We start from the raw sequence: 19,759 nt of genomic DNA, 5'->3' as shown, positions 1-19,759 counted from the left end.
CCGGCAACGACGACTACGTGGAAACCGACGGCGAGATCAACGTCTTCGGTGGTTCCATCAGCATGAAGTTCTAAGAGGGTATTATGAAAACAATACAGCCCGATAACGCCGCCCGCCTGGCGGCCCGCATCACGCAAGTTCCCGCGTTACTGCTCTGCTCCGCGGCGCTGCTCAGCGCCTGTGGCGGCGGTGGCGGCAGCGCCCCCGGCAACGATTCCGCCGAAGCCTCGCGGCAATCCCTGCTCTACGCCTACCCCGATGACGGCCAGACCGAAGTCGCCACCCCCGCGCCGCTGGTGCTGCGCTTCACCAGCGACGTCACCGAAGACGACGCCAAACAAGCCATCACCCTGCACGCCGGCGACGCCGACGGCCCCGAGCTTGAGTACACCACCGCCATGGTCGAAGACGACCAGCGCGGCATCGTGCTCACCCCGGTGGAAAAACTCGACCCGCTCACCGACTACACCGTGGTGATCAACGACCTCAAGCTCGACAAAGGCACCGCCGCCAACCGCCAGGTGCACTTCAAAACCCGCGCCCTGCAACGCGGCCCCAAGAGCCTGATGGTCTCCGACCCGGCCTTTAAACTCAGCCGCGCCATTCCCAGCGGCGACACCAACGAACCGGTGATGGATTTCTCCACCTTCCGGCTTCAGTTCACCCAGCCCATCGACCAGGCCACCGCCCACTACGGCCTCGACAGCGGTGTCACCGGCCAGCCCGACGACACCGTCGCCCTGCTCGACGCCGACGGCAACCTGGTGGACGCCGCCCTGCTCATCGACGGCCCCTACATGACCGTCGACCCCAAGCAGGAATACCTGGACGCCGGCCAAACCTACACCCTGCGCATCGGCGACAGCCTCGCCAGCACCTTTGCCGATGACGAAAGCGAAGGCACCTTCGCCGGCACCGAGATCACCTTCACCCCGAAAGACTCCTCACCCCGGGGCGAACCGGCCATCCTGGTGCAGCGCATCACCGACTCCAACAACCGGCAAACCACATCCCTGCTCACCGGCAAGCCGGTCAATGAAGTGCCCGTCAACGCCACCCTGCTCGGCAACAACAGCGCCACCCAACCCCGCGGCGACGTGCGCGCCGAACTCGGCGACGTCACCGTCTACACCGACGTCACCCCCATCCGCATTCCGCGAGACACCATTCTCACCGGCTCCAACATCGACGTGATGATCGGTGGCGAAGTCCCCGCCGGCATCCAATCCGGCGCCGTGAAAATGCACTTCCTCTCCGACGCCACCGGCTACCTGGTGCCCAACCCCTACAACAGCCAGCGCGACGACGCCCTGCGCATCGTCCACCTGTTCATGGACGTCGCCATCAGCACCGAAGAAGCCGAAGCCAACGGTGGCTTCACACAAGACCTGCTGCACATCGAGCTGGTCGGCGTCGGCGAAGTCGACCCCAAGGAAGGCGTGCTCAACCTCGACGCCGTCTCCATGGTGGAACCCGACGTGCTCGGCCAGGAATTCGCCTACGGCCTGCTCAGCTTCCAACTGCAAAGCTACCCCGACCAGGAAAACCCGCCCGACAACACCGTCGCCGACACCACCCCACCGACCCTGCAAAGCTGGACCCTCGAAGACCTCACCGCCCAGGGCGGCCCCGACAAAAGCCAGATGGCCAAACCTGGCGACCCGATCATCCTCAACTTCGATGAGCCACTCGACCGCGCCACCATCGCCGGCAACGTCACTCTCTATAAGACCGACAACAGCGGCGTGCTCGAACAGGACATCGACTACTACATGGACGGCGCCGCCCTGGTCGTCAAACCCAAGGAGCCCCTGCAATACAGCGAGGAACTGAATCCGATCAGTTATGAGCTGCAGTTGGGGAATGGGATTACTGATTTGGCGGGGAATGTGTTTCAGGAGGGGTTTGATGAGGGGTTTGGGTTGCCATTGAAAGTAGAAAAGCGCAAGGAAACTTTTTTTGGAACAACAACTGAGCTAGATGCGGTAAAAAGATCACCTTACATAACCGGACTGTATCCGGGATTCCCATGCGCCTTGGACCCTAGCACTATTGACTTAGAGCACGGCATATCCGGCCGCTGCCTTGGGGGCATCTCGGATCAAAGCGACAATGTTGAAAAAGATGATCTACTACCAATAATTTCTGTTCCTGCAAACCGCCCCATAGCAATAAGTTTTTCCAAAAACATAGATGGAGAATCTGTTTCACTATCAGGAAGTTTTCTTGTTGAAAAAATTGATGTTCACGGAAACTCATTAGGAAGTATTGCGGGGAAAATCGAGAAGAAGTCTCGACAATTAATCTTCACTCCTGACATGCCCTGGGAAGTCGGCAGCCTTTACTCTTACACTTTAAAATCTAACGGTGACATATCGTCAAGTTTAGCGGTATGCGACGGAACACAAGCCATCTGCGATGAAATCGGCCTACCCTTACAAACTCAAATAATGGGCATAGTACAAGTAACAGATTTAGCACAGTTAAACGCGGTCGACCAAGACCACACCATTAAGACTATTGCTTCTGTATCCCCTACCGGCGGCGGCCCAGATCTCAAACAATATTTTATCGGGGAAGAGAAATCAAAGGAGGTCTTGCAGTCACTCAAGACTTCTCCGATCACTGACGTAAACAGCAATTTAATTTACGAAAAAAACAGAGAGATATCGCAAAGCAGCTTTGAACTTCAAGCATCCGCAGGGTGGATAATTAGAAAGTCAACCACTTACAGCAATGAAGAGAGAAGTGCTTCAAATGAGCCAGACGAAAATGCAGATCAAATTTATGATCCTGAGGGCGTGAATCCGAGGCCGAACAGCGCGAAAATCATATCCACTTTTTATGGTATAGACACGTATGAAAACCCGTACAACACGACTACAGGATTGCCATTAGACGGACAGTCCGGAAATCTTCGTTATTATGGAGGAAACACGGGCTGCGGGTATGAGAGCTTCCCCGAATTCGAGGCCGCTGGATGTCCAGATATTACAGGATCTTCAGGGCCTAACTGTAGGTCTGGCGTTCCAGCCACTTGCCCCAAGGAAAAATTTACGTACCTTAATAGCGCTTTATATGGAGATGTCACTTCGGAATATATCGAAGGGAAAGGGCTAAAGGTTAACCTTTGGCCTGGCCAAATTGTAACCACCTCTTTCTTGACTGTTTTAAAGCCCTGGGCTAATCGCTTTGACATGCCAGTCGATAGCGGCCTTCAAATCATGAGAATGCGATACAGCAAAGACGAAAACGGAGCACGGACACAGCCAGTCCCTGGATGGATCAAGAAAGACGGCAATGGAAACCCAACTTTTACAGCAACCGTAGACTTATACTTAAGCGCACCTCAACTCCAGCAAAACATTTCGGATGCGACGGGCGTCATAGGAACGACACACAACTTTTATAGCTACCAGTCTCAATTCAATCTGAGCGGCCCAGTCACTTTTCAGAGTGACGGGAGGATGAAAATCGAACAATACAACATTGAACCAGTGAATTTCGAATTGCGAGGCACGAGCCCCTTCACCATTTTGTATCTACAAATACCAGCAAAAGGAAGCCTCCTTAGTTTCGTTTCTTCACCTATAAAATAATAAAAGGGGCGGCATCGCTGTCGCCCCACTCCAAGATTTATCATTATAAGCAATTATATTTATCAGTCATTTTTACTTACGACCTCACCCCTACTGCCACCGTCCTTCGGTCTAAGCTTTATACCATCAAGCATTGAAATAGCGGCCTCATTTTTCTTTGTGAACCGCCCCGGGTTTTGAGAAGGCTCTCGTATCTGAGAGAATGAAGCCATGATGAAATCCAACAAGTTTTCCCCTTAGGTTCGAGAGCGAGCGGTACGTCTGGTGCAAGAGCACCGTGGCGAGCACCCGTCGCTGTGAGCGGCGGCCCCCAAGATTGGCTGCGTGCCGCAGACGCTGCTGGAATGGGTCAAACGTGCCGAGATTGATGCCGGGGACCGACCCGGCACGACCACGGCCGAGGCCCAGCGCATGAAGAAGCTGGAGCGCGAGAACAAAGAATTACGGCGCGCCAATGACATCCTGCGCACAGCCAGCGCTTTTTTCGCCCAGGCGGAGCTCGACCGCAAACTGAAGTCCTGAGCGCTTACATGGATCAGCACCGCGATATTTATGGGGTCGAGCCGATCTACAGAGTGCTGCGGATTGCCCATCGGCCTACCGACGTCATGCGGCCCGACAGGGCAATCCAGCGCTTCGTAGCGGCCGAGCCAAGCGGGATGAGCAACTGATTCCGCACATCGAGCGTGTCTGGGAGGCCAACCTGCGGGTCTATGGCGCCGATAAGCTCTGGAAGCAGATGAACCGGGAAGCCATTCCCGTGGCGCGCTGCACCGTGGAACGGCTCATGCGTCGCCTGGGCTTACGCGGCATACGCCGAGGCAAGACGGTGCACACCACCGTTTCTGATCGTTCGCTGCCGTGTCCGCTGGATCGGGTTCACCGCCAATTCACTGCGGATCGCCCCAATCAGCTCTGGGTCTCGGACTTCGCCTATGTTTCGACCTGGCAGGGCTGGTTGTATGTGGCCTTTGTGATTGATGTTTTCGCCCGGTGTATCGTGGGCTGGCGCGTCAGCCGCACCATGACCACCGACTTCGTGCTCGACGCATTGAAGCAAGCCCTTTACGCCCGTCAGCCCGGCGATTCGGAGAACTTGATTCACCACTCCGACAGAGATTTTCAGTACGTCTCGATTCGCTACACGGAACGCTTGGGCGAAGCCGGCATCGATCCGTCGGTGGGCAGCAAGGGCGATAGCTACGATAACGCCCTGGCCGAGACCATCAACGGTCTGTACAAAGCGGAAATGATCCATCGGTGCGGCCCCTGGAAGTCCATGAAATCCGTGAAATCCGTGGAACTGGCAACGCTGGAGTGAGTGTCCTAGTTTAACCATCAGCGACTGATGGGGCCACTGGAATATATCCCACCGGCGGAAGCTGAGGAAAACTACTACAGGCAACTCAACAGTCAGGCTTCCATCGCAGCCTGACTTAAACCAAACAGCCTCCGCGAAACTCGGGGCAGTTCACAACCCAAAGAAAACAGCTTATCGGCATATTCATCTGCGGGCACCTTCAACACCCATTCAAAATGGGCAGCATCTATAGTTTCAGAGCCTACTTCAAAGGCCAAACCATACCTATTAGAAAAGACGGGCCTAATCCATAGGGCCCGTCTTTCCAAGTTCTTATCTTAAATTTTATTACTGCAGAGTAAGTGTTCCTTCAATAGTGCAATCACCGAAATCCAGGCTGTTAAGCTGCACGGTTTCCGGCTCCAAATCACTATTGCTGTCGGTATAAATAATGCCCTCGATATCACCGAAACAGTCAACACCAAGCTCAGGAATTTGAGCTCTTGGGGTCATCAAGGTAAAGGAACCCATGGTGCCGCCAGGGTACGTGGCAGTCCAATTGAAGTTACTGGTGACTACAAGGTTACAGAGCGGACTGGTAGGCGGAGCAACGGTAGCCCCAGTAACAGTCAGAGTGCCGCCCGGGGCAGAAGCCGGGGTTGCGGTCAAAGTTAAAACGCATTGAACAGGCGTGCCGCCCGCAGTCAGGATAGTTGTGCCGACATAAGTCGCAGCCTGGGCGCTCCCAGCACCCGCCAGAGCCACAGCACCGGCCAAAGCCAGCAAACCTTTTTTCATTGAGATATTCATGATGTTTCTCCATTTAACTTAGTTTTGACTGTTTGTCTTATTTGAGGCAGCCCTACTGCTCCATGGTCTGCCCCAGCCGGTGGAACGAATGCCCCGCCGACAAGTCAAAGCTACGAGCCTTCACGCGCTGCTGACAATGCTTCATCTGTCCCTTTTCAAACTTTATTTTAGTTACAATGTAAAGTTGCCATTAAAATAAGCACTTACAAAAAGGGGTCTGGCACCTTTTTGAAGAAATCAGGGGTTGATTTGTTGTCTTTCTTGAAATCTCACCCCCATTTTAAAAAGGGGACAGAGCAAACACCGCCAACCCTCCCCCCTAAAATGTAAGCCAAAACCTACAAACCCGTAATCCATCGCCCACACCCGTTACTTTTCCACACACCATCAAACCCCGCTCTTTCCCAACAAGGGACACGCACATCTTTCCACCCAACCCACCACACAACTCAAGAGCCGCCCGCGCCCTCCCCCCCCAATACGGGACACGCATGCATTAACATCCAGCGCCTGTCGCGTCATATTCATGCGTGTCCCACATCTCCTGTCTCCAACATCCGCTGTTCCCCATCAATAAGAGACATACAGACATTGCCCGCCAGCCCTGGGCGTTTCGATGAAAGTACACAAACGTATTACCGCAAGAAGTACGGGGACCCACACGTTCTATCAATCTTGTGCGTATCCCCCAATCGGCTTTCCGCATCAGGAACACCATTCCGATATTTCCTACGCGCATCTCAGCCCTGACTTACAGCCGCCCCCCAACTCCCAGGCTAGTCTTCACAAACTGAGAACATCCTGGGGCCAAGTCGGCCTCCCATACATAATTCGTTTTAAAACGACGAAAAGATAGTGTATAAACTCTCCCAATACATTGATCGCCGCGGCATCAGCCCACTAGCTCAATGGCTCCGCCGGCTACGTGATCCGCGAGGAAAAGCCGCTATCATAAGGCGATTGAACCGGCTTGAATTGGGTCAGCTGGGCGATCATAAACCCTGCCGGGAGGGAGTCTGGGAGCTTCGCGTCGACGTTGGACCGGGGTATCGCATTTATTATGCCCGCGCCGGCCAATCGATCTTGCTACTGCTTTGCGGTGGCAGCAAACGACACCAACACCGGGATATTGAGCTAGCCTTAACCTATTGGCAGGACTGGCAAGACCAGGAGAAAGATTCATGAAAGACCGCCCCCATGACGATGTAGTGGCCGAGCTGCTCCGTGATGACCCGGCCACTGCGGCAGAACTGCTTAATAGTATTTTGGCTGATGGCGACCAGGCTGAGTTGATGATCGCGCTCCGTCAGCTTGCTAAAAGTTTTGGTGGTGTTCGCCAAGTGGCCAGAAAGGCACACCTGAATCCAACCCAGCTTTATCGCACACTTTCTGAGCACGGGAATCCAAAGCTCGGCAATGTAAATGCGATTCTTCATGTCATGGGACTGCGGCTAGCCGTCCAGCCCATTGACGGCCCCACCCCCTGAACCTGAACGCCGAAGCAGCAGCACGCACAATAAAGGACACGCACGTATTCACGTCCAAGGCCGGCCGCGTCATATCCGTGCGTGTCCCACTTTTCCTCCCACTTCTCCCCATATCGCTGACGCGCTTTTCAGCCTTGGCTTACAGTTCTTAATCATCGGGAAGGTTACCCTTTGGTGGATTAAGGGGAGCGAAGAGTGCCGTTTGGCGGACTTTCGCGAACTGGATATCCATACCCGTTACGGGCATACTTCAGGATTGATCAGGAATGGACGTCTTCAAACGCAGGGATTTCGCGCGCTGGCAAACGCGGGAGAAGATGCCAGACCACGCGCTGTGCACCGCGGTCAAAGAGATGGCATGTGGCCTGGTAAATGCCGAGCTGGGTGGCGGCCTTTACAAGAAGCGCATAGCCCGGGCCGGCGAGGGTAAACGGAGCGGGTATCGAACCCTGCTCGCGGCCCGTACCGGTGAACGCTATGTCTTTCTCCATGCGTTTTCGAAAGGCGACAGAGCAAACATTACGCCTGAAGAAACCCGGGCACTGCGCTTCGCCGCCAAGGTTTTTCTCGGCTTATCCGCCCAAGACCTGTTGAAGACCTTGGAGACAGGTGTTTTGTTGGAGGTCCACTGCAATGAGCAAGATCACTGAATCCCTGCGGGCCGACCTTGCCGCTCTGCACAAGGCCGGCGCCATCGATAAGATCACAATGCGCGAATTCGACGCCATCAGTCCGCCACCGGTAAGGAAGCTGAACGCTGCGGACATCAGACACCTTCGCGAACAACTGAAATTCAGCCAGCAAGTATTCGCCCGGTACCTGCATACAACCGCCTCCACTATACGCAAGTGGGAGCAAGGCGAAACTCACCCCACCGGACCAGCCCTTAAGCTGCTTAACCTACTCGCCGACAAAGGCATCCAAGCTATTATTTAGCCCATGCGCCCCCGCCCCCCCCCCAACAGGGGACACGCACATCTTTCCCCGCGCCCAACAATACGGGATACGCACGCGTTAACACGCCAATACGGGACACGCATGCATTAACGTCCAGAGCCGGCCGTGCCATATCCATGTGTCCAAATAGGGGATACGCACGATTTATCAACCTGTGCGTGTCCTTTTCCGTCCTTACGTCTCCGCTCGCTTATCCATCCTTCCGTCTTCGCTTACAAAGATTGTCCGTGCCGTAGGACAGACACCCCGACTCGTCCCGGCCACGCTTGGTGACCGACATCGACGAGGTGCCCATGGACGAGCACGACACGATCTACAAGCTTCTTTTCTCCCACGATCGGATGATCCAGGATCTGTTGGTCGGCTTTCTGCCCCAGGAATGGACCGCGGCGCTGGACCTGGATTCTCTGGAAAAGATGAACGGCAGCTACGTCACGGATGACCTGCGTGGCCGGCACGGTGACGCCGTTTGGCGAATACGCTGGGGCGAGGATTGGCTTTATGTCTATCTGCTATTGGAGTTTCAGTCGTCGGTGGACCGCTTCATGGCTCTGCGCATTATGGTCTATACCGCTTTGCTCCATCAGGACCTGATCCGTCGCGGCGAGCTCGGCGCCGACCGTCGCTTGCCGCCCGTGCTACCGGTCGTGCTTTACAACGGTGAACGTCGCTGGCGAGCGCCCACCGAAGTGCGGCCTTTGATTCAGCCACCGCCGGACGGGTTGGAACGCTTCCAACCCAACCAGGGGTTTCTGCTGATCGATGAAGGGGCCTACGCCTCGAGCCAGGCGCAGCCGCTCAACAACTTGGTGGCCGCGTTGTTCCGGCTAGAGCATCACCGGTCTTCTGATGAGGTGGCCGGCGTTCTTCAACTTTTGGTAAAGTGGCTGGCGGGCCCCGAACAGGCCGGTTTGCGCCGGGCCTTTTTGGAATGGCTGCGCCGTCGGCTGCCGCAATGGTTTCCTGGCGAAACCTTCCCCGAGATGCACGACCTGCAGGAGGCGTACAAGATGATCACCAATCGGTTCGAGGAATGGAAGGAGCGTCAACGCCTCGTAGGCGTCGAGCAGGGCGTCAAACGCGGCCGCTTGGATGGCGAACGCACGCTGGTCCTTCGCCTGATACAGCGGCGCTTCGGCGACGTCCCGGCTGAGCTTCGCTTGCGCCTGGAAGGCGCCTCCCAGGATGAGCTGGAACGCTTGGCTGACCGCGTTGTCGATGCCTCCTGCCTGGACGATCTGGTTCAATAAGGCCGGCGAAACCGGCCGGCAGGCCCCAAAGGTGTCGTCGCTGCCTGCCCCCAGAAGCGCTTACAAGCATTTCCTCGAATCACTGATCAAGACACACCACCACCAACAACAACAAGGCAACAACAAGGGACACGCACACATCCTCCAGTACCGGACGGAAAGCAGGACACGCACTATTTAGACGATTTCCTACATCCCTTGGCGGTGAACTCCTATAGAAGGGGGCTTCGTCAGCGCGTAGTTTCAGGCAATGAATCAATAAGGAGCTTGCCATGACCCGCGCCCGCCACACCCACGTCTCTCTCGAATCCACACCGTACTACCACTGTGTCTGCCGTTGCGTTCGGCGCGCCTTCCTTTGTGGTCGCGATGCTTATTCCGGGCAGGACTATGAGCACCGCCGTCAGTGGGTCGTTGAGCGTCTTGCTAGTTTGGTGGATGCATTCGCCATCGAGCTGTGCGCCTACGCTGTGATGTCCAACCATTATCATGTGGTAATAAAGATCAACCGGGACCAGGCGGCCTCGTGGTCGGACGAAGAAGTCGCCGAAAGGTGGATGCGCTTTTTCAAAGGGCCTTCGCTGGTCGCTCTTTGGCTCGATGGTCAAAGCAACGCAGCGGAGGCAATGCGTGCTCGGGAGATCATCGCCACCTGGCGCGCCCGCTTGTTTGATCTGGGTTGGTTCATGAAGTGCCTGAATGAACACCTGGCCAGAAGGGCCAACCAGGAGGACGCTTGTAAGGGACGCTTCTGGGAAAGCCGCTACAGATGCCAGGCGCTGCTTGACGAGAGGGCAGTATTAAGCTGCATGGCGTATGTGGACCTGAACCCGGTACGGGCTTGTATGGCGCACACGCCGGAGGAGTCGGACTATACTTCCGTGAAACAGCGTGTGTGCACTCTCAAACGCAAAACCGACAGTGCCGAGATGCCTGAACTTATCGCGTTGGCCGGCGCCTCCTCGCCAGGCAACGGGCCCGACACCAGCGTGTGCGGAATACAGCTGCTCGATTACCTTGAGCTGGTCGACGATACCGGCAGAGCCGTGCTGCAGGGCAAACGCGGAACCATAACTGAGGAGGCGGCCGGCATATTGGCTCGTCTGGGCATTGATCACAGAGCCTGGTTAACACATATGAAACCAGGACAACATCGCCAGCCCGTGGCGACGGGCTCGATGTCTTGTCTGATGCGCTATGCCCGATCAACCGGGCGTTGCTGGATCGCCGGTTGGAGGGCCGCGGCGGCGCTGTCCTAGCCGCGAGCCGCCTAGCAGCGGGGCAAGAAAATCTCTATATCGAAGCAGTCCAGAACACCCACCACCCCTGCGTCACCGCCCATCCCCATTCTTTGCTGAACGAGAAAAGCGGCTTACCACCACCATCAGTTCAATCAAGGCTAATCCAAGGCTGGGACACGCATACATCTTCCCGCATAAAACACAAAACGGGACACGCACGCATTTTCCGACTTTATGCGTGTCCCGCTTAGGGATTCATGGACGGATCCATGCGTGTCCCATCTTAAAAGTCACCCATCTAAAGCTCCTCGGGGTCATGCTCTTTGAGAAACACCTTCAGTGCTTCGTTGATCTGCAGTTGCCACCCGGGTTCGCCGGTTCGGAATGCGTCAAGTACGTCTCTATCCAGAGCCATGACAAGGCGTTGCTTTCGCGGGGCGTCCGGCCTCATCTGGGCATCGATCAGTTTCCGATGGCGACGTTTGGCTTTCCAGTCGGGGAAACGGCCGTCCGGTTCTGGCGCTTCGCCACCTTCCATCCCAACAGAATCGGGATTCTTTTTGTCAGTGCTCATTGCTTTACCCCATCATCACTATGCGAACAATCGAAAGCCATCGCAGCGCGTTCACCAGCACGTCACTGACAGCAACGCTCTTCACTCTTTGATGGCACGAACGGCTCCGGCACGGGAGTCCTTTTTAAATATGCCTTTAACGACCCGGTCAATAACTACCAGGTTTTTTGGGCTTGCCGTGTTTCCGTTTTCTTCTTTTGGCTTTTGGCGATTTTTATTTTCAAATAAAGACTATGAAGCCTGGGTCACCCTCTGGCTGTGCGACTTTAGCACCAGAACGTGTACGCTAAAGCGCAAGTTCAAGTAAGCATATGCCTGCCACCAGAGTGCGAAACCGCCAGTACCACTGGTGGCCGGGCATCCTTTACCAGCAATCGGTACGCCTCCACCGCGCCTACTTGTTCTTTTTCGGCCTGCCCGGGCCACGGAACAGAATACGTTGGCCGGTCAGGGCTTCCACCTTATCGACGAATTCGCGGCTGCCGGTGAGCTGGCCGCGCCTCACCGCCGCCTCAATGAATTCGCGCTCTTTGGGGTCGATGCCCTGGGCGATGTAATCCCGGTAGAGCGAACGGCGCAGGATGCGGTCACGATCAAGAGACAGGTAATGCGCGTCGCGGTCAAGCCAGTCGCGATCGGTGCCTCCCAAACGCATGGTATAACTGCTCCAGGGGTATTGCCGGGGCGCGGAGACCAGCCCTTGATAAACCGGCAACAATTCCAAGTACCGGACACAGGCCAATTGCCAGGGCCCCGGCTCCACCAGGCTGCAACGATAACGGCCACCCCAGGGCGTGCCCGCATGCTGGTAGCGGGCATTAAAGTGTCGCGTGTGCCGCCCGGCCAGCTCTTTTATGAATTCGCCCAACGCCCGGGTGCTGCGCATCGGACTAACAAGCAAATGCGCTCTTTCAGGGAAAAGACACCAACCCTGCACTTGAACCTGAAGTCTGAACTTCAGCTCTTCCATTTCCATCAGGTACTCGCGGTAATCCACCTCGCGGCGGAACACCGGCTGGTGGTTGTGCCCGCATTGAAGAATATGATGTGTGTAACCGACCATTGCCGACCGCCGCGTCCTTGGCATCCTTACCCCCAATCCGGTTATTGTCTTTTCCCGGAGTGTAGGCCTTAGTTTCAAGCAAATAAATGAAACATCTCTGAAAAAATCATTCAAAACAAAGGCTTGAACGAGACCGCCCAAACCCACAAGGATCGGCCAAGAGCGTTGTCCATAATTTTATTTCCCGCCCCCCTGTTAAAAAATGAAAACATGGAAAAGGAAATCCAAATCCCAGGAAAAACAACTTGTTATAGAAAATGGGACAGATCCCTTTTACGGAATCATGCGACAAAATGCCTCTCACGGTCGTTCTGGCAACACAATGGTGCCTTTGTCTCTGCCATGTCTTCACGATAAGTAAATAAACGACTTTAGTTTGTTCTTTTTTTCCAGCTTTTCGATCCGCTCGTGACCTTTTGCCTACACCCATCCACAGACTGATTACATTGAAGGCTAAGCGTTTGTTTTTGCTGACCTGTTACGATAGTGCCAAAACAAACAGCCGTTCACATCATCACGAACTTTTCACGCTTGTGTAATATGGTAACACTTCTCAATCGGTCGATTTTTTCTTGCCTGGAAGACCCGGACACCGCCGTCAGGTCTTCGCGAAGGGGTTCGCGGCGATCAACCAAGCAATGGCGCACAACAAACCGGGACAATATCGCACACCTACTTACTGGGATGTCTGATACCCGCTGCTCTTCCAAGCCTTCATACTCACCATTCACCGCCCGCCAGCAAACGCCTTGCGGACCGCACTGTTGGATAGCGCAACACGTGGGTGACACGTGGGTGACACGTGGATGGCACGTGGGTGAATGGCAGGCAGATGGCAAAGAAAGAAAGCGGAAGGTAGGGGCAAGACGGACGCTACGCCACCTCAAACGCTTGTGCAGCCAGGTAAGCAAAGGCGGCCGCGTTGAATTAAAAAGAAAAGGAACCTTGCCCGATGGAACTCGACGCAACGCCCGGCTACATTTCGTACACCGACGCAACGATTCTTGAGTTGCAGGCCAGCCGGGCTTTCACGGTGGAGTATCTGAAAGCCGCGCTCAAGGCGCTGAGTACCGCGGAGCGCCGCTCCGCCGGCCTGCTGGCGTTGCGTGACGTGGTCGAGGCTTACGGCGGCCTGGCTCAGATTGCTCGCCAGGCAGGCGTCACGCGTGTGGCGCTTCAACGAGCGCTGTCGCCGGATGGCAACCCTTCCTTGCAGATATTGGTGGCCATCGCCTTGGCCGTGGGTGTGCGTCTGTCGGTGGAACCCGGCGACCCGGTTTGAACGTCTGAGCATGCAGGCATTGGGGGACGCTTTGGGGTGTTCAGTGTTTCGGGCAGCAGCGCGGGCGGATCCGCGTCGCTGCCCACGTCTCTTTATCTTTGCCCAGGTTATCTTTGCCCAGGCGGCCAGCGACCGGTCCGTGCTTTTCGACGCAATGGCCGGGCCCAGGGTTTTCAGTGGCGCTTGGGCGGCCGGCCCCGGCCCCGGTTATCGATACGAATACCGGTGATCTCTTCCACTTCGTCGGCGAAGCGGCTGTCGCCGGTGAGCTGGAAGCGCAGCACCGCCTGGTGCACCCGCCGCCACTCGTCTTTATCCAGCGGTTTGTTGATGTAGGTGCGATAGATACTGCGCCGGGATTCCTCGTTGTCGCCCAGCGCCAGATAGCCACGGTCTCGATCCAGCCAGTCTTCGTCGGTCAGACCCATGCGCATTGGGAAGCTGCTCCAGGGGTAGCTGTCCAGGGCGTTGGTGACGCCATACTCCAGGGGCAGGCTCTCGATGTAGTGGTCACAGGGCAGCAACCAGTTGTCTTCCACCGGGCTGGAGCGAAAACGGCTTTCCCAAAGCGTGCCGGTGCGCCGCTCCGTACTGTTGCGACGGCGGGTGGTGCGCGCGGCCAGCGCCTTCATGAACTCGGAAAGATTCGTGGGGCTCTCGCCAGGGGTGAGCAGCAAATGCACTTCGTTGTAGGTCATCGACCACGCATGCAGCTTCACCGCGAACACATCTTTGAGTTCACGCAGGTCCAGCAAGTATTGCAGATAATCCCCGTCTCCCTTGAACACAGACTGCCGATTGTGTCCCCGTTGCAGAATATGGTGGGGATGACCAGGAAGAACGATACGCCTCGTCCGTGGCATCTTACCCTCGATATAATAATTATGAATGTCGCGTGAAAATAATTATAACGAATCAGAAAGGTTTCACCAGTTTAAAAAAAGTACCTGTCCCCTTTTCCTGGCAAGCCCCTGATTTACGCAAAAGGGGACAGCAACTTTATCGAGATCGGCATTGATGGCCATTCAATATCATCGCTGTATATATCTGTCCCCTTTTTTTGATTCGTTTTCTTTTCAGCTTCAACCTTATGGCCTTGCCAAGTTAAGCGCCAATCGGGCCAATCGCAACCCGATCAATGTCAATAAAACGGTGTTGGGGTAGGCTGACAATAATCAGGAAGCCCGAGTGAGCATCATGAACGATCAGGAAATCGGTATTACGCTGCCCAGTGGGCATGTCATGCGCGCGCGCTGGATTGTGCCGAAAACGCCCAATGGCCTGAAGGCGGCGGTGATCGCGATTCATGATATTTTCGGCTACGGCGATGACATTCAACGCATTGCCCGGCGCCTGGCCGACAACGGCTACGCGGTGTTGGCCCCGGATCTCTACGATCAACCCGGCGCCCGGGCACTGTGCGTGGTGAAAACACTGAAAGCCCACGAGAGCGGCCGGGGCGAGGCCTTTGTACAGTTGGAGACCTGCCGGCAATGGCTACTGGAGCAAACCCAGGCGCCGGTGTCGAAAATTGCCTTGATGGGGTTTTGCATGGGTGGCCGGTTCGCGCTCTTGTATGCGGCGCGAGCGCCGGTTCAGGTGGTGGCGCCTTTTTACGGAGGCGTGCCCAAGCGCGCCTCGGCCCTGACCGGCCTTTGCCCGGCGGTGGGCGGCTGGGGGAAAAAAGACCTGGTTTATGGCGATCACGGTGAACGCTTGGCGCACCATCTGGACACCCTCAACGTGCCCCACGACATCAAGACCTACCCGCATGCCGGTCATTCCTTTATGAACGATCATCAGACGTTTTATTTCCGCAAGCTCGGTTGGTACTCACCGTTGCGGGCGCGCCACGACCCGGACGCAGAGCAAGACAGCTGGCGCCGGGTACTGACGTTTTTTGAAAAAACGTTGTCCGCCTAAGCTCCACGGTCGTGCATACCCCAACACGGGACACGCACGCATCCCCGGGACACGCACAAACATCATCCCACCCAACACGGGACACGCACGCGTCCCAGAATGGCCCAGGATGGGAAGATAGCCAAGATGGGACACGCATGAAGTTTGCGGGCATCGCGGTATGGGACACGCATAAACTGGCCCCGCATGAACTAACCCAAGACGGGACACGCACAAACCCCCGCCAAGACGGGACACGCACAAACCCCACAAACCCCACCTTGGATCAGCCGGTGTTGCGCATCCCCGCGGCGATGCCGGCGATGGTGACCATCAAAGCACTTTCCAGCACCGCGTCGCTGTCGCGGTGGCGCAGCCGGTCCATCAGCTCCGCCTGCAGCAGGTGCAGCGGGTCGGTGTAGGGATCACGCACGCGGATCGACCAGCGCATCACCGGGTTGTTGTCGAGCAGGCTGGCGCGGCCGGTGAGGCGGCCGAGGGCATCCACGGTGGCGGCGAGCCGTTCATGCAGGGTGTCGCCCAGGCGGGTCAGTTCCGGGTCGTCGGTGAGGCGTTCTTCATACCAGCCCGCCACCCGGGTGTCGGCTTTGGCGAGCACCATCTCGAGCATGTCCACCACGCCCTGGAAAAATGGCCAGTGCTCGGCCATGTCGCGGACCACGGCGGTGTCGGCGTCGCTCTCCAGGGCCGCTTCCAGGGCGGCGCCGGTGCCCAGCCAGGCGGGCAGCATCAGACGGATCTGCGTCCAGGCGAACACCCAGGGGATGGCGCGCAGAGATTCCACACCGCCGTCCGCCTTGCGGCGCGCCGGGCGGCTGCCCAGGGCCAGCCGGCTCAGTTCGGTTTCCGGGGTGACGGTGCGCAGATAACCGACCAGCGCCGGGTCGTCGCGCACCACTTGCCGGTAGCCGGCCACCGAGACATCGGTGAGCCGTTGCATGGCCTCGCGCCATTGCGGCTCCGGCTCGCCGGGCGGCAGCAAGGTGGCTTCCAGGGTGGCGGCCACGTACTGCTCCAGGTTGTAGGCGGCCACCGAAGGGCGCCCGTATTTAAAGCGGATCACTTCGCCCTGCTCGGTCACCCGGATGCGCCCGGCCACCGAACCCGGCGGCTGCGAGAGCAGCGCCATGCGGGTGGGCGAGCCGCCCCGGGAAATCGACCCGCCGCGGCCGTGGAACAAGGTCAGCGGAATGCCCTGCGCGCGGAACGCGGCGGTGAGCTTTTCCTGGGCGCGGAACTGGGCCCAGGCGGCGCCCAGAAAGCCGGCGTCCTTGGCGGAATCGGAATAGCCAATCATCACTTCCTGGCCGTCGACCACACGCTGTTTGTAGAGCGGAATGTCGAGCAGCGCGCTCATCGTGTCGCCGGCGTTGTTCAGGTCGTCGAGGGTTTCAAACAGCGGCACCACGCGCATCGGCTGGCGCACGCCGGCGATTTTCTGCAGCAGCATCACCGCCAAAACATCGGAGGAAGTCTTGGCCATGGAAATCACGTAGGCGCCCAGCCCTTCCGGGCCCTGCTCGGCGATCACCTTGCAGGTCTGCAGCACCTCGCCCACCTCTTCGTCGCACAGGTCGCTGCGGTAGAAGGCGTCGTCCACCAGCGGCCGGCGGCTTTCCAGTTCGGCAAGCAAAAACGCCTGCTTTTGCGCCTCGTCCCATTGCCCGTAGCCACCCAGACCCAGATAGCGGGTGATGGCGTCCAAGGCGGCGGTGTGGCGGGTGGATTCCTGGCGCACGTCCAGGCACAGCAGGGTGATGCCAAAACAGTTGAGCCGGCGCAGGGTGTCCTTGAGCTGGCCATCGGCGATTGCCGCCAGCCCCACCTGGCGCAGCGAGCGATCAATCAGCAGCAGCTCATCCAGCAGTTGCTGGCCGCGCACAAAACCCTCGTCGCCGTCCGGCACGGCGCGCCCTTCCACCAACGCCTCCATGCGCCGACGGGTGATCTTGAGGCGATCGCGCACATCACGCAGCACCACCCGGTACGGCTCGTGGCTGGGGCCGGTGTGTTGCAGTAATTCGTCGCTGGCGCTGTGCATGGACAGGTCCGCCAGCAGATTTTCCACATCGCGCAGGTACAGATCGGCGGCCATCCAGCGCGCCAGCAGCAGCACTTCACGGGTCACCGAGGCGGTCACGTTGGGGTTGCCGTCACGGTCGCCGCCCATCCAGGACGCGAACCGGATTGGCACCCAATCGGCGGGCAGCGCTTCCAGCCCGGCGTGGCCAAGCTCCGCTTCGATGTCGCGCATCACCTGGGGCACGGCGCGCCACAGGGATTGTTCAATGGTGGCGAAGCCCCACTTGGCTTCGTCCACCGGCGTGGGCCGTTCGCGACGGATCTCATCGGTGCTCCAGGCGGAGAGAATCAACTCGCGCAGGCGCTGGCGCAGCGCGTGGCTCTCTTCGCTGGTGAGATCAGGGCGGTCCAGATCGGTGAGCAGATCCGCCATCTGGTCGTATTTTCGGATCAGCGTGCGGCGCGTCACTTCGGTGGGGTGCGCGGTCAGCACCAGCTCCACCGACAACGGCCGCAGCGTGTCGGCGATGGTGCTCGGGGCCACGCCTTTGCTTTTCAGGCCGGCCAGCACCTGGCGCAGGCCCTGGTCGGTGTCCGGGTCGCCGGGGTAACGCTGGTGGTGCCGGTGCAGCCGCTCGCGGTGGCGTTGCTCGGCGATGTTCGCCAGGTTTAGGAACTGGCTGAACGCGCGCGCCACTTCCAGCAACGTCTCGTCATCCAGCGGGTCGAGCAGCGCGCGCAGGCGCGTCAGTTCCATTTCACCGCTGGAGCGGCTTTCCACCGCCGCCTGGCGGATCGTTTCGACGGTCTCGAACAACGTTTCACCGGCCTGCTCGCGCAGCACCACGCCCAGCTCATCGCCCAAAAGGCGCACGTCGTCACGCAGTGGCGCGTGTTGATCCTGATCCACGGACATGATTCTCCCGTCTTTTTTGTCGATTCGAAGACCTCTTCAAGGGCGCTCTTTTTGAGAGCCCCGGAGGGCGGAGCAACCCACGCTCCGCTCCAGACTGCCCCTCAATATGCCATGCCAACGCCCCGGCGCGGCCCGCCGGCGGAGCCTTTTTACAAGATTACACCCGCCGGTGTCTTTATTCCGCACCGGCGGTAACGCACCATACGTCGGTTACCACTTAGGGCTTGTCATGGAAAACTCCAGCCGAATGTCTTCGGAGCAGGGGGGGATCATCCTGCAGTATCTGGCACGCGCGCTGTTCGCGGTGCTGGCGGTGATCTACTTCAACCATTCCCCCGCGTTCTTCTTCACGCTGCCCGCCGCCACCCCCTGGGTGCTGGCCGGCGGCTATCTGGGCCTGCAACTGCTGCTGTTGCTGGCCCGCACCCCCAATGCCGCCCTGTTCGCCTCGGCCCTGGATCTGGTGGTGCTGGGCGTGGTGATGCTGATCGACGGCGGCGAGCCGCCGCCCACCATGGCGCTGCTGTTTCTGGCGGTGCTCAGCAACGGCCTGCTGTACGGCCTTAAGCGTTTTCTGGTGATGCTGGCCGGCGCCGAAGTGATTCTCGCCATTGTGCTGCCGATTCGCATCAGCCAGGGCAGCGGCGAGCCCGGCACTTCCGCGAGCCTGTTTCTGCTCGCCGCGCTGACCGTCTGCATGCTGTACTTCGGTCTGATGATCTGGCGCAACCAGGTGCTGGCCCGTTCCGCCCTGGAAGCCGCCTGGCGCGACCCGCAAACCGGCTTTATCAGCCACGGCGCCCTGACCAGCACGGCCGGCTGGCTGATCCCCCTGCACGATCGGCTGTCATCGCCGCTCACCCTGGTGCTGCTGCACCACGACGACCTCGCCGCCCTGACCGAAACCGTGGCCCAGCGGCTGCGCCGCAGTGACATCGTGGCCCGCTACGACGAGCAGCATCTGGCCCTGCTGTTGCCCTGCACCGCCACCGGCGCCGCCGAGAAAGTGCTGCACGACCTGCGCGAGCGCCAACCCGGCCTGCGCGCCGCGGTAATGACCCTGAACAGCGCCAACGCCGCCCTCGAACAGGTGCTCTACCACCTGCAAACGGTGATGCCCCGCACCCGCGACAACCCCAGCCACTGGCTCGCGCACGCCCCGCCGCTGAGTTAACCCCACGGCAGCGCGGCATCGGGTTTGTCTTTTGAGTAGGAGCAGGCCCAGCCAGCGACGGTGTTTGTTTTTTATGTGGGAGCGGTCCCTGACCGCGAAGAGGCTCCGCCAAGCCCGCCTCGCCTTCGGCTCGGTTCGCGGTCAAGGACCGCTCCCACGGC

Annotated in this window: 15 protein-coding genes, 1 pseudogene and 1 other annotated feature; of the genes and pseudogenes, 11 read left to right on the top strand and 5 right to left on the bottom strand. The window is 58.2% G+C overall.

The window, feature by feature from the left end; all coding sequences use genetic code 11:
* The first annotated feature begins 83 nt into the window (after window positions 1-83).
* Together CGS25_RS17920 and CGS25_RS17915 are read left to right on the top strand one after the other, a co-directional pair.
* Entirely contained in the window at window positions 84-3,599 is a 3,516-nt protein-coding gene (locus CGS25_RS17920) for an Ig-like domain-containing protein (protein WP_101676309.1), read from the top strand.
* Window positions 3,600-3,860: 261 nt separating this feature from the next.
* A pseudogene (locus CGS25_RS17915) lies at window positions 3,861-5,034 on the top strand (IS3 family transposase).
* Window positions 4,076-4,191, top strand: a sequence feature (AL1L pseudoknot). Its footprint overlaps the pseudogene before it by 116 nt.
* Before the next feature lie 213 nt (window positions 5,035-5,247).
* Here the strand turns inward: CGS25_RS17915 and CGS25_RS17910 are convergent.
* Window positions 5,248-5,709, bottom strand: coding sequence for a hypothetical protein (locus CGS25_RS17910; protein ID WP_101676308.1), 462 nt, complete (start codon window positions 5,707-5,709; stop codon window positions 5,248-5,250).
* 855 nt (window positions 5,710-6,564) lie between these two features.
* Between CGS25_RS17910 and CGS25_RS17905 the strand changes: the two genes are divergently transcribed.
* From CGS25_RS17905 to CGS25_RS17880, 6 genes are all read left to right on the top strand, one after another.
* The gene (locus CGS25_RS17905; protein ID WP_101676307.1) at window positions 6,565-6,894 is read left to right on the top strand and encodes a type II toxin-antitoxin system RelE/ParE family toxin; all 330 of its coding nucleotides are present in this window, start codon (window positions 6,565-6,567) and stop codon (window positions 6,892-6,894) included.
* Complete coding sequence (locus tag CGS25_RS17900; protein WP_089032806.1) at window positions 6,891-7,196, top strand: helix-turn-helix domain-containing transcriptional regulator; 306 nt, start codon at window positions 6,891-6,893, stop codon at window positions 7,194-7,196. Before CGS25_RS17905 ends, CGS25_RS17900 begins: the two co-directional genes overlap by 4 nt.
* Before the next feature lie 266 nt (window positions 7,197-7,462).
* Window positions 7,463-7,846, top strand: a complete 384-nt coding sequence (locus tag CGS25_RS17895; RefSeq protein ID WP_101676306.1) for a type II toxin-antitoxin system RelE/ParE family toxin — start codon at window positions 7,463-7,465, stop codon at window positions 7,844-7,846.
* Window positions 7,830-8,132 (top strand): helix-turn-helix domain-containing protein, encoded by a 303-nt coding sequence (locus CGS25_RS17890; RefSeq protein WP_101676305.1) that lies wholly within the window; start codon window positions 7,830-7,832, stop codon window positions 8,130-8,132. The genes CGS25_RS17895 and CGS25_RS17890 overlap by 17 nt, the downstream gene beginning before the upstream one ends.
* Window positions 8,133-8,446: 314 nt before the next feature.
* Window positions 8,447-9,403, top strand: a complete 957-nt coding sequence (locus CGS25_RS17885) for an Rpn family recombination-promoting nuclease/putative transposase (protein ID WP_101676311.1) — start codon at window positions 8,447-8,449, stop codon at window positions 9,401-9,403.
* Between the two features lie 272 nt (window positions 9,404-9,675).
* Window positions 9,676-10,662, top strand: a complete 987-nt coding sequence (locus CGS25_RS17880) for a transposase (RefSeq protein ID WP_101676304.1) — start codon at window positions 9,676-9,678, stop codon at window positions 10,660-10,662.
* 280 nt (window positions 10,663-10,942) lie between these two features.
* Here CGS25_RS17880 and CGS25_RS17875 read toward each other — a convergent pair whose 3' ends face one another.
* The gene (locus CGS25_RS17875; RefSeq protein WP_089032811.1) at window positions 10,943-11,218 is read right to left on the bottom strand and encodes a BrnA antitoxin family protein; all 276 of its coding nucleotides are present in this window, start codon (window positions 11,216-11,218) and stop codon (window positions 10,943-10,945) included.
* 394 nt (window positions 11,219-11,612) lie between these two features.
* A complete protein-coding gene (locus tag CGS25_RS17870) occupies window positions 11,613-12,281 on the bottom strand; it encodes a transposase (protein ID WP_157933873.1) in 669 nt (222 codons plus the stop codon).
* A 952-nt stretch (window positions 12,282-13,233) separates the two neighbouring features.
* Between CGS25_RS17870 and CGS25_RS17865 the strand changes: the two genes are divergently transcribed.
* A complete protein-coding gene (locus tag CGS25_RS17865) occupies window positions 13,234-13,563 on the top strand; it encodes a helix-turn-helix domain-containing transcriptional regulator (protein ID WP_089032813.1) in 330 nt (109 codons plus the stop codon).
* A gap of 173 nt (window positions 13,564-13,736) precedes the next feature.
* On the opposite strand, the gene CGS25_RS17860 is transcribed toward CGS25_RS17865, so the two are convergent.
* Window positions 13,737-14,426: a transposase gene (locus tag CGS25_RS17860; protein ID WP_089032814.1), complete on the bottom strand. Its 690-nt coding sequence runs from the start codon at window positions 14,424-14,426 to the stop codon at window positions 13,737-13,739.
* 334 nt (window positions 14,427-14,760) lie between these two features.
* On the opposite strand from CGS25_RS17860, the gene CGS25_RS17855 reads away from it, so the two are divergent.
* Complete coding sequence (locus tag CGS25_RS17855; protein ID WP_089034551.1) at window positions 14,761-15,486, top strand: dienelactone hydrolase family protein; 726 nt, start codon at window positions 14,761-14,763, stop codon at window positions 15,484-15,486.
* A gap of 265 nt (window positions 15,487-15,751) precedes the next feature.
* On the opposite strand, the gene ppc is transcribed toward CGS25_RS17855, so the two are convergent.
* Window positions 15,752-18,424, bottom strand: a complete 2,673-nt coding sequence (gene ppc / locus CGS25_RS17850; RefSeq protein WP_198588846.1) for a phosphoenolpyruvate carboxylase — start codon at window positions 18,422-18,424, stop codon at window positions 15,752-15,754.
* A 247-nt stretch (window positions 18,425-18,671) separates the two neighbouring features.
* On the opposite strand from ppc, the gene CGS25_RS17845 reads away from it, so the two are divergent.
* On the top strand, window positions 18,672-19,598 hold the full coding sequence (locus tag CGS25_RS17845; protein ID WP_232802491.1) for a nucleotidyl cyclase domain-containing protein: 927 nt from the start codon (window positions 18,672-18,674) through the stop codon (window positions 19,596-19,598).
* Window positions 19,599-19,759: the final 161 nt, after the last annotated feature.

This window comes from Alloalcanivorax mobilis (assembly GCF_002864685.1).
Taxonomy (GTDB): domain Bacteria; phylum Pseudomonadota; class Gammaproteobacteria; order Pseudomonadales; family Alcanivoracaceae; genus Alloalcanivorax; species Alloalcanivorax mobilis.
This window is presented reverse-complemented; position numbering and strand designations above follow the sequence as displayed.